Source organism: Staphylococcus kloosii (assembly GCF_003019255.1).
Taxonomy (GTDB): Bacteria; Bacillota; Bacilli; order Staphylococcales; family Staphylococcaceae; genus Staphylococcus; species Staphylococcus kloosii.
Genome location: NZ_CP027846.1, coordinates 828,710 through 840,457, shown reverse-complemented (window position 1 = coordinate 840,457; position 11,748 = coordinate 828,710). Strand labels below are relative to the sequence as shown.

The 11,748-nt window shown below is 33.9% G+C and carries 13 protein-coding genes; all 13 read right to left on the bottom strand.

Translation table 11 applies throughout. The annotated features are described in order from the left end of the window. Positions 1-275: 275 nt before the first annotated feature. Complete coding sequence (locus tag C7J89_RS03965) at positions 276-1,040, bottom strand: alpha/beta hydrolase (RefSeq protein WP_103294951.1); 765 nt, start codon at positions 1,038-1,040, stop codon at positions 276-278. Between the two features lie 15 nt (positions 1,041-1,055). After that, entirely contained in the window at positions 1,056-1,751 is a 696-nt protein-coding gene (locus C7J89_RS03960; protein ID WP_103294950.1) for an ABC transporter permease, read from the bottom strand. Between the two features lie 3 nt (positions 1,752-1,754). Further along, the gene (locus C7J89_RS03955; RefSeq protein ID WP_061853647.1) at positions 1,755-2,699 is read right to left on the bottom strand and encodes an osmoprotectant ABC transporter substrate-binding protein; all 945 of its coding nucleotides are present in this window, start codon (positions 2,697-2,699) and stop codon (positions 1,755-1,757) included. Positions 2,700-2,714: 15 nt separating this feature from the next. Further along, entirely contained in the window at positions 2,715-3,350 is a 636-nt protein-coding gene (locus C7J89_RS03950; protein WP_103294949.1) for an ABC transporter permease, read from the bottom strand. After that, positions 3,347-4,528, bottom strand: a complete 1,182-nt coding sequence (locus tag C7J89_RS03945; RefSeq protein ID WP_103294948.1) for a betaine/proline/choline family ABC transporter ATP-binding protein — start codon at positions 4,526-4,528, stop codon at positions 3,347-3,349. The genes C7J89_RS03950 and C7J89_RS03945 overlap by 4 nt, the downstream gene beginning before the upstream one ends. A 289-nt stretch (positions 4,529-4,817) precedes the next feature. Beyond that, on the bottom strand, positions 4,818-5,291 hold the full coding sequence (locus C7J89_RS03940; RefSeq protein ID WP_103294947.1) for a thioesterase family protein: 474 nt from the start codon (positions 5,289-5,291) through the stop codon (positions 4,818-4,820). 1 nt (position 5,292) lies between these two features. Continuing rightward, the gene (locus C7J89_RS03935) at positions 5,293-6,258 is read right to left on the bottom strand and encodes a 3-hydroxyacyl-CoA dehydrogenase NAD-binding domain-containing protein (RefSeq protein WP_103294946.1); all 966 of its coding nucleotides are present in this window, start codon (positions 6,256-6,258) and stop codon (positions 5,293-5,295) included. After that, positions 6,259-7,146 carry a beta-keto acid cleavage family enzyme gene (locus tag C7J89_RS03930; RefSeq protein WP_103294945.1) on the bottom strand — a complete coding sequence of 296 codons (888 nt, stop codon included), beginning with the start codon at positions 7,144-7,146 and terminating at the stop codon, positions 6,259-6,261. A gap of 138 nt (positions 7,147-7,284) precedes the next feature. Then, positions 7,285-7,830 carry a TetR/AcrR family transcriptional regulator gene (locus C7J89_RS03925; protein WP_061853653.1) on the bottom strand — a complete coding sequence of 182 codons (546 nt, stop codon included), beginning with the start codon at positions 7,828-7,830 and terminating at the stop codon, positions 7,285-7,287. A 37-nt stretch (positions 7,831-7,867) separates the two neighbouring features. Continuing rightward, entirely contained in the window at positions 7,868-8,464 is a 597-nt protein-coding gene (locus C7J89_RS03920; protein WP_103294944.1) for a YdeI/OmpD-associated family protein, read from the bottom strand. A gap of 179 nt (positions 8,465-8,643) precedes the next feature. Further along, on the bottom strand, positions 8,644-9,828 hold the full coding sequence (locus C7J89_RS03915) for an MFS transporter (RefSeq protein ID WP_061853655.1): 1,185 nt from the start codon (positions 9,826-9,828) through the stop codon (positions 8,644-8,646). Between the two features lie 413 nt (positions 9,829-10,241). Then, entirely contained in the window at positions 10,242-11,012 is a 771-nt protein-coding gene (locus C7J89_RS03910) for an ABC transporter permease (protein WP_061853656.1), read from the bottom strand. Next, positions 11,009-11,674, bottom strand: coding sequence for an ABC transporter ATP-binding protein (locus C7J89_RS03905; RefSeq protein ID WP_061853657.1), 666 nt, complete (start codon positions 11,672-11,674; stop codon positions 11,009-11,011). The genes C7J89_RS03910 and C7J89_RS03905 overlap by 4 nt, the downstream gene beginning before the upstream one ends. Between the last annotated feature and the right edge of the window lie 74 nt (positions 11,675-11,748).

The window sequence follows — 11,748 nt, the reverse complement described above, 5'->3', positions numbered from 1 at the left end:
TATAATAAATAACTTATTAATTTTACATTGAACTTATTAATCAAAAGTTTCTTTACCTACTATTTAAAAAAGTCCATTTGAAAAGAGTACCATTTTGAAAAACAAAAAGCCAAAAGTAAAACTTTAAAATTAAAAATTTTAAATAATTTATTTATACAAAGTGTAATAATAGTAGTTTTCTAATAAAAATACATTTTCGTATTTTTAAACTCCGTCAAACCTAATTTTCACTTACAAAAAAGCCCATCAACACAAAGCTGATAGGCTTTTGTTATTTATTTAGTTTGCGTACACCATTCGATAACTTGCTTTATCGCTTTATCCCAGTATGCATAATCATGTTCACCGCGATCTTCTTTGAACTGATATGCGACGCCTCGGTCATCTAAATAATTAATAAATTGTTTGTTATCGTCATACAGAAAATCTTCTGTACCACACATTATCAATAGTTCAGGTATCAATTTTTGTTGTGCTATTGCTTCATCAACAAGATGATACACGTCTAAATCTGTACCTGTTATATCCTGTTCATTGCCTACTATTGCCTGTGGAGAAAAGTCGTACCAATCAATATTTAATAATAGATTGACATCAAACACGGCAGATAATGGACAAGCTTTACTAAATCTGTCGCCTTCGTTTAATGCAAATTTAATCGTGCCATAACCACCCATTGAATGACCGGCAATATAGTTATCATCTCTATCTTTAGATAGTGGCAATATTTGATGGACATAATCATAAACTTCTAATATATAATCATAATAATTATGTCCAAAAGCCATATTGCTGTAGGCGCTATGATCGACACGAGGCATAATAACTGCCAATTGATGTTCATTAGCATATCTTTCGATGCTTGTGTAACGCACGTACGTTGTTTCATCACTTGATAAACCATGTAGTAACATGAGTGATTTTAATTGTTTAGCTTCTTTATGAGCCTCAAAATAACTGTCATCCTCAGGTAAGATAATAGTGATATTTTGATGCATACCAATTGTTTTCGAATTATAATTTAGCGTAATAACCGCCATATAAGTCAACTCCCCTTATGCGTTTGATTCTGGTGTTGTCGGTGTGGGTTGTTTTTTGCTTTTTTTATTTGATGGATCTAAACGTTTTTCTAATAATCTTAAACCAACATCAATAATAATAGCAATTAAAGCAATCGGAATCGCACCGGCAAGTATAAAAGTTGTGCCGTCGGTAGCATTGGTACCACGAATGACGATATCGCCTAATGTAGGTGCTCCGATAAATGACCCTACGGCAACAACACCTATCGCAACAACAAGTGCGATACGTAAACCACCTAAGATAACTGACATTGAAAGTGGTAATTCAATCATTCTTAAAACTTGGTTTTTGGTCATACCCATGCCTTTACCCGCATCTTTAATATTGACATCGACACTACTAATACCAGTATACGTATTTTTTATAATCGGTAACAGTGCATATAAAAATACTGTAACAACTACTGTAGTAGGTCCTAGCCCCATAACAAGCATCAATATTGCTAACATCGCAATAACAGGTACTGTTTGAATAATATTAGCTATTGAAATAATAGCCCATGATAATTTACTATATCGTGCAATAAATATTCCAATTGGAATACCTACTATTGCGGCGAATAGCACGCCATATACAGACATTAACAAATGCTTTATAAATAATTCCCATAGGTAGCCAAAATTTACAGAATAATATTCAATTAATTGTTGTAATAAATTTCCACTCATTGATTATTGACCACCTTTCTTTTTATCGTCTTCGAAATAATTATGTTTCTTTAAAAATTCTTCTGCTACGACTGCTGGTTCTTGACCTTTTCCGTCAGCTTTATAATTTAATTCTTGCATTTTTTTTGTAGAAATTTTATTTTCTAATTTTTCAATTGATGGTTTGATTTCTGGATGTTTTTTCAATAGTTTGTCCGTTACAACCGCACTCGCATCATATGGCGGAAAGAATTTTCTATCATCTTTTAATACTTTTAAGTCATATGCTGCAATACGACCGTCTGTTGAATAACCTACTGCAACGTCTAAGTTTTTAGATTGCAACGCATCATATACTAAACCAATTTGCATCGGTCTTACCGTTTTGAAAGAAAAACCGTAATCTTTAGTAAAACCAGGATAACCATCACCCTTACGATTAGCCCATGAACTATCGATACCTAAACGTAATTGATTACGGTATTTTTTTAAATCAGATACTGTTTTTAAATTATATTTTTTAGCCGTTTCTTTCGTTACCATAAATGCGTAAGTATTTGCAAAGCCATATGAGTTAAAGAATTTTTGATGGAATTTTTTTTGGAATCCATCTTGTGTTACTTTGAGCGCTTTTTTAGGATCTTTTATCGGATCTTCATTTAAAGCACCAGTCAAATCTGTACCTGTGTAACGTGCACCAGAAATATTAGCATCGCCATTAACTAATGCACTATGTTGAATGGTACTTGAACCTAAGTTATTAATTAATGTTGGTTGTATTTTACCTTTGGTATCATGTTCAATTTGTAATCTCACCATGTGTGCCATGATTTGAGATTCACTATTCGCAACTGCAGTAATTTTCACGTCATCATTAGACTTACTATCTCCCAATCCAGGTAAGCCACATCCAGATAATAAAACTAGACATATGACGAGAATAAACAATTTGCTTTTTACGTGTTTCATAATGTCCTCCTTCAATTATCTAGATACTTTTAACCCTTTTGGAACTGCCCATTTTTCTATTAAAGACAGTATAAAATCTACAAATAGTGCCAAAGCTGTAACTAACACTGCTGCACTAACAATCATCAATGGATCATATAGATTTAAGCCGTTAAATACGAAGTCACCTAATCCACCAGCGCCTACATAACTTGCCAATGTTGCCCAACTTATTACGTAAACTGATGATAATCTTATGCCACCTAAAATAAGTGGTAATGCTAATGGTAATTCGACATCTTTCATTAATTGAAAGCGTGTCATACCCATGCTTGTGCCAGCTTCTTTTAAATTTTTATCGATATTTTGCACACCAAGTACTGTATTATTTAAAATCGGTAATAGTACATAGATAAATAATGCTACGATAGCTGGTGTTTTCCCTACACCAAATATCGGAATCATAATGGCCAATACCGCTAACGTTGGTATTGTCTGAAGTACACCGGCAATCGTTAACACGATATTCGAAGTACGTTTTAGTTTTGATAACAAAATTCCAATAGGAACAGCAACTACTATCGCAATTAGTAAAGCTATGATAGAAATATAAAAATGTTCTATCGTTTTAGACACTAACTGACTACCGTTTTGGGCTAGAAAATCCATCATTTGTTATCAGCTCCCACATCAGCAGGTTCAATAATTGCATCTTTGTTTTCATCTGTATCTAAATCGCCCCATAGGCTGTCATATACAATATCTACTAAGTTTGCTCTTGTAACAAGGCCAATTAGTGTATGGTTGTCTTCGTCTACTACAGGCACGTTTCGTACATTTCTTTTCAAGATAGTACGTACTGAATCTTGTAACTTACTATCTATTCGTACTCTGTATATATCACGTTGCATCATGTCGATAAGTTCTTTATTGTTTCTTAAACCTTGGTTAATATCTTCAATATCAAGATAGCCTAATAAACGATTTTTTTCACCAACAACAAAGATTGTATCAACACGTCTATCACGCATAATTTCAACAGCGTCATTTAATGTACGATCAACATTTACTGTTACTGGCTTAATCATTGCCTCTTTAACTGATTTCATATTAGGTCGATCTTGAATTAATCTATTTTGACCAATAAAGTCACGTACGAAATCATTAGCAGGGTTACGTAAAATGTTGTCAGGCGTATCAAATTGTACGATTTTCCCTTCAGACATAATACAAATTTTATCTGCTAATTTAATCGCTTCATCCATATCATGTGTAACAAAGATAAATGTTTTACCTAATTTTTGTTGTAATTCTTTAACTAAATCTTGCAATGTGTCACGTGTAATTGGGTCTAGCGCACCAAAAGGTTCATCCATTAAAATAATGTCTTGTTCCGCAGCTAAGGCTCTCACTACACCAATTCGTTGTTGTTGACCACCAGATAATTGAGATGGATATCTATCTAAAAACTCTTCCGGTAAGTCTACTAATTTAATTAGTTCTTTTGCTTTTGCATCTTTTTTCTCTTGAGACCATTTTAATAACTTAGGTACGAGTACGATGTTTTCTTTAATAGTCATATGTGGCATAAGACCAATTTGCTGAATTACATATCCAATACTACGACGTAATTCAACGCCATTCATTTTATTTATATCTTTGCCATTTATTTTAATTTGACCTTCTGTTGATTCGATCATGCGGTTAATCATTCTTAAGGCAGTCGTTTTACCACTACCACTTGTACCAATAAAAGCAATAAATTCCCCAGCTTCAATATCTAAAGAGATATTGTCTACAGCTTTTTTTCCTCCAGAATAAACTTTTGATAAGTTTTTAATACTTAACATTGACTAATTCCTTTCTGTATGTAATTTGTCCCCTTAATAAGCAAAAGGGCCATCAGTAAGATGTATTACAAATTCACGAATAAGTAAAAACAAGATACGAACGACCCATTTTCTCGTTTTATATGACTTAGACAATTAAGACCATCGTTAACAATGGTAATGTCTATATCTAATAAAATTTATGTTGTCTAGAAATTGCAAGATTTAATCTTTTTTTGTATTTAATGCCGGTTTGTTCAATTAAAAAATTTTTTTAATTGTTACGGTTAAATACATTATTATCATAGACTTATTTCTTTATAATTTCAATTTTATGTCCAATTTCTAAAGGTGTTTCATGCTTATCAGCCTTACTCGCATAGTCGTTTATAGCTGATTTAATTTTTTCAGGAAAAGGGCTTGGTCGTTGGTTTTTAGTATCTATCCCCATCAACATCACTTCGTATGTTGCACATTTAACATTGTCTTCATTTAACATAGTCATAAACGCATGCAGTCTTTTGGCGTCATGATCAATTAATGCAACTTTAACTGTAACTGGCTCATGTAACTTCATCTCTTTTAAAAATAAAACGTGATTTTCCAATGTGAATACTGTATAACATAATTGCTCAATAGCCTCTTTATCTAATCCTAAAAAAGCTAACCAACTATCCGTTGCATCGCTAAAAACACGATTGTATGCTGCGTCGTTCATATGGTTGTTGTGATCCACCCATTCAGCTTTTACGTCAGTATGAAAACTATATAATTCATAAGTCATACTAATACACCGTCTGTCCTTCTGATTTTTTCATCTGTGGCGTATCTTCTGGCCAATATTCTTCTGCAAGTTTTTTCACTTTGACTAGAAATTCGTTACGCTTTTTATCTAAATCAGACATCGAATAATCTTGAGATGACTTTTCACAACCCTCAACGACATTATCGTATAAATCTTGAGTTAGTTCTGGTGCAACCAATTTAGTCCATGGCTTTTTCAATGCAGGACCGAATTGTTTAAGCATATGACGCATACCACCTTCTCCACCGGCTAAATGGAAAGTCATAAACGGTCCATATTGTGCATATCTTAACCCAGCCGCATGAGTAAATGCCTTATCTACTTCTTCTGTTGTGGCGATGCCGTCATTTACGATATGCAATGCCTCTCTCCATAGTGCTTCCATTAATCTGTCTGCAATATGTCCTTCAATTTCATTTCTGACATGTAACACGTCCATACCAATACTTTCATAAAGTTGTTCTGCAGCTATAGAAGTAGCTTCTGATGTATTTTGTCCTGCTACAATTTCGACTAACGGCAAAATGTACACTGGGTGGAATGGATGTGCTACCACAAAACGTTCAGGATGTTTTAAATTTTGTTGTAATTCAGATGGCATAATACCCGATGTACTTGATCCTATCGTCGCATCTGGTTTGGCATAGAAGTCAATTTCAGTTAATACTTTATCTTTAAGTTCTTCAATTTCTGGCACATTTTCTTGAATATGGTCAGCATCTTTTACCGCTTCAGCTAATGATTCAGTAAACGTCAAATTGTCTAATGATGCATGCTCACTCATACCTAATTCTTTAGCGTATGGCCAGTTCTGTTTAACTTGAGTCAACATACGCTCATATGCGCCTTCACTTGGATCTGTTGCGACTACTTGATGCCCGTGCGCTAACATTCTTGTAATCCAACCGCTACCTATTACTCCCGTTCCAACTACAGCAAATTTCATTTATAAGTCTCCTTTAGGGTCTCTTAAATTATAGTATTCTCTTGCTTCTTGTGGCGTCATCGGTTCAATATTCAACTCACTAAGTATCTCTTTAGCACGTTCTACGAGTTGCTCATTTGTAGCTTTTACACCTTTAGATAGATATAAGTTATCTTCTAAACCTACACGTACATTACCGCCTCGTTTTGCCACTTCTTCAACCGTTGGCAATTGTAAACGGCCGATACCAAACGCCGACCAAGATGCGTCTTCAGGTATACGCGTTTTTAAATATTCAATTGTTTCTGGATCATTTTCTAAGCCCCAAGGTATACCTAGACAAAATTGGAACAATGGTTGACCATCAATCAAACCTTCTTTAATAAGTTGTTTAGCAAAGCTGACATGGCCTGTATCAAAGCATTCTAATTCTGGTTTAACGCCCGCTTTTTGAATAAGTGCTGCTTGTTTACGCAACCAATTTGTAGGACTTAAGTAAACATCATCTCCCATATTGACGCTACCACAATCTAGTGTACAGATTTCTGGTAATAATTTACCTACCGGTTCGTGACGTTGTTCGGGTGTTTGCATATCAGTACCTACGCCACCTACTTCAGGATTTTCTAAATTCGGTATAAAATCACCGCCACCACCTGAAGTAATATTAATAATGATATCTTCGTCTGCTGCTCTTATTAGTTCGACAGCTTTTTTAAACAATTCTACGTTATGACTTAATTTTCCAGTTTGTGGATCTCTTACATGAATATGCGCTACCGTCGCACCTGCTTTTGCACATTTAATTGCTGAATCTGCAATTTCCTCAGGTGTAACAGGTACATTACTATTTTTCTCTACAGTATCTCCCGCTCCTGTTAAAGCAACTGTAAGCATGACTTTGTTCATAATTTTACCTCCAAACTTGAATTAACACATTGGTTAGTGTACCAACTGGACGGTTTAGTTTCAACTTTGTCTAGGCAATAAAAAAGAGGTAATAAGCTCGAACACTTACTACCTCTTAGGTTATAGAAAATTAAATATTTATTTTTTATTTTGATATGAATAATCTACTAAACGATTTAACACAGCTTGACGCATTTGTTCATCTATTGCATCTATACCAAATATTTCAGACAGCCACAATCCATCTACTGCTAGCCTATAAATCGTCGCATCTATTTCATCCAAACCATCGTTCTCGATTTCGGATTGCCATGATTTATATGTTTCTTGTAATGGCAATAACAAGTTACTATCCGTACCTTGTGCTGCTAACATACCAGAAGTTATGGAGGCATTTTCTTTACGATGTTCTCTTGTCGCTTCAATAAAAGCGCGTATCAATTTACCTTGCTGTTCTGTTTGTTCAGCTTTATGTTCATTAACGTTGGTACGGTACAATTCATCTGCATAATTAACCAAGCCTTGTATTAATGCAGCTTTATTATTGAAATGATATAGTAACCCGCCTTTACTAACTCCAGCTCGTTTAGCAACAGCATCTAAAGTTAAATATTCAATTCCTTGTTCGTTTACAATGTTTGCAGCTGATTTTAATAATTGAATGCGTTTAGATGATCTTGCCATTTACGTCCCTTCTTTCATTAGTTTATTTCATATAATTTTAGTCATTCATACCTTTACCATTAAGTATATGATCAACATATTTTTCAACTCGTTGCGTTCTTGTCGCAGATCTTTTAGCTTGTCCGATGTGGTACATATACTGACGCTGTCTACCTGGCGTTAAGTTATCGAACGCTGTTTTTAATTCTGGCATGCTATCAAATTTTGCTTGTAATTCTTCAGGCATTTCATAGTCCTCAGTTTTTTTCATTGGTACCTTTTTACCTGATTTTTCTATTTTAATAGCCTCTGCTATATACCATGCAATTTCATCTTTACGTTCTTGCACTTCTGCATAACTTTCAAATCGTAATTGTCTCGCTGCTTGAACATTTTTAGTTTGTTGGATTAAACTATTATATTTATCTTCCATAATAGCGCCTTTTTCAAATAATAATGCACAGTAATGTTTAAAATCTTGAACGATAACGACATTTTTATTGTTAAGAGTGTAGCAAGGATGCATCCACTTGTAGTCTTCTGTTAATTCAGATTCTAATAATAATGTTCTAAAAAATTTAAACTCATCCTGCCATTGTTTTAAATTGTCAATAAAGCTATCTACTTTATCATGTGTCGGTTTATTGTCGCTCATATTTTCCCCTCCAATAGTCACGTCTTATTAATTATTTATATCATACTACAATATCAATTTAATATTCCATTTAAAGTTTTATTTATAATCTAATCTAATCATTTTAATTAATAAAAAGTAAACCGAATACATGAAAAAACCAAACGTTAGTGATAACGTTTGGCTATTAATTGAATTATTTAATTATTATTGACGGTTTCATTAGCATATTTAGCTCTTGGTTTTAAACTAATAATTATAATCAATGCAACAAATGCAATAATGGCTGTTACGTAAGTCGTTGCATGGACGCTCATTTTTGATACTACAAGTCCGCCGACAATGCCTCCAATACCAATACCGGCATTCAAACTAGACATATTCCAGCTCATAACTTGGCTCGTATCGCCTGCAACGTGTTCGATGACACCACTTTGTACTGCAGGATTAGTACTCCATTGCATGACATTCCATATAAATATAGTTAATAATAACAAAATAGTCCCAGGCAATACTAAGTTCAACAGTAACATCATAGCGATAAATATTGTTGTTGCGATTGTCAGCCAATATTTACTCGTCAATTTATCTGATAAGAATCCTCCCATTGACGTTCCCATAACACCAGCAATTCCGTTTATTAGTAAAACAATTGATACAAATGATAAAGTATGACCATTCGATAACATTAGTGGATTAATATAAATAAATGTTACTGAATTTGCTACTAATAATAAAAATGTAATACATAAATATTTGCCTATCTCAAATGGTCTTAACACACGAGATAGCGTTTGATTATTCGATGATGCTGTTTGTGTTGTTGCTTTATTTTCTTTGCTTACAGGTATATAAATATACATTAATATCCCTACAATAACGCTAATAGCAACGATAAACACAAAGGTGAAACGCCATCCTATCCAATCACCAATAATTGTACCGATTGGAACACCTAAAACATTTGCACCACTAAAGCCAGAATAAACTATACCAATCATTTTCCCTCTATTTTGCGGAGAAGTGAGCAATGCAGTAAGCGCAAGTGTTTTAACAACGATAAGCGATGCCGCTGCCGATGATAAGATTCTACCTATCACTAATATCGTAAAGTTTGGTGCTATAGCAATAATTAAGTTTCCGATAATAAATACGAATAAAGTTATAAGTAATAATGGTCTAGCGTTAAATTTATTCGTTAACTTTACTAAAATTGGTCCTGCGATAGCAAAAGTAATGGCATATAACGTTACAAGTTGCCCTACAACGGGTTCAGAAACATTTAAATCATTACTCATTAAGTTCATGATCCCAGCAACCATCATTTCAACCATACCAACAATAAAAATACTAAATATAAAAGTCGTCGTACGCATTATAGTCATACGGTTCCTCCTTCCTATTGTCATTTTTCACATAGCCATTCTATTATATACCATGCGTCAACAGGTTTGGGAGTCCCAATATACTTACAATAGCAATAAAAAAGATTAACTTTGTAACGATTTTGTATCGTGCTGACGCCTTGGAGAAGCGTATGAGTGAGAGACTACAGGCTCAAGCCATACTATCCTAAATCAAGGCAAGCATGCACGGCAAAATCTTAGGGAGCGGGACAAAAATCTTATTTTTATAAGAAGATTTTGTAGTCCCACCCCGGCAAAGATGACTAGATTTGAAAGAAGCTTGATATAAGCGTATTTTCAATTCAGTCATCTACTGCCAATATAAAAAATTGAGCCTGAAGACACGATAATGTCTCAGGCTCACTTAAAAATAATTTTAATTATTCTACTTATCATTTAACGTCATGCATTGTTCTCGCAATGAGTTGATCACGATAGTTAAAGAATTGTCGATAACTAATATATGTAGCGATAAGTGCTGACATAATCGTTGCCGTAGTGTGAATAAATATAACCATTAATTGGAATTTAATGGCATCTAATGGTGGCATTCCACCGATAATAAGACCTGTCATCATACCTGGGATCGAAACGATACCATAGGTTTTAACAGAATCAATCGTTGGAACAATAGCAGTTCTAATGCTTTCTCGTACCGTAGCTTTGGACGCCATCTTAGGGTCTGCCCCAAGCGCTAATTTAGCTTCTATTTGTTCTAATTGTTGCACAAACTCTTTATCCATATTTTGATATGCAAGGTTAATCGCAATTAAACTATTACTTGCGACCATTCCGGCAACCGGTATAACTTCATTAGGTTTAAAACTAATGGCTCCAGTTAAAGTTACACCTACAAGCGGTAAAGTCACGCCAACAAATATTGCGACAAAAGACACTAAAAAAACATGGTGCATAACTGGTGATGCACGATGAATTGTATTCCATGAAGCATTAATAATAATAACCAAAACAAATAAAATTAAAATCCAAACTTGATTTATATTAAAAATAAAATGTAGTAAGAATCCTAATACTGTAAGTTGTACAATGGCACGTACAGTAGCAATTAATAAATCTTTGGTAATATACAATTTCTCTTTATAAGAAACAATAATAGGAAATAACAGTAGTAAGGCTGTTAGGGCTAATGCTGTTACACTCATGATAAATTCTCCTCACTTTCTATTTTTCCATTCACAATTTTTATACGTTTGCTAAAGTTACGCATACTTTGATCGTCATTATGTGTTATCCACATAATTGTGACGCCATCTTTAGCCAAATCAAAAATCATTTTTTCAATAGTTTCCCTATTTTTAGCATCAAGAGCACTTGTTGCTTCATCTAATAACAATATTTGAGGGATATACATGAGCTGTCTAGCAATCGTTATACGTTGTCGTTCTCCTCCAGATAAGTGGTTAACACTCGCATCTAAGTTATAATGTCCCATACCTACTCTTTTCAATAATTGTTTTGCACGTTTTTTATCAAATTTTTCGTTGCGTACACGTGCTGGGAACGACAAATTCAAACCTATTGTAGGTTCAAACAAATCACTTTGCTGTAATAAATAACTTACTTCCATCCTTAATTGTTCAGGATTAATTTGTTCATAAGGCGTCCCGTTTAACGTTATCGATCCCTTAGTCGGACTTATTAAATTACTCATCAATCTAAACAATGTACTTTTACCACTACCAGATGGTCCAATTACTGCAATAGTTTCACCTTTGTTAACAGTGAAACTTAAATCATCAATAATTGTACGATCATCTGCGATGTATGAAACGTCTTTGATTTGTAACAATGTTTTTTCCTCCATATTCTAATAAAAAACCACCTTAACTTTTATATTATCTATACAAAAAGTCCCCTGTGACAAATTGTTTATTACTT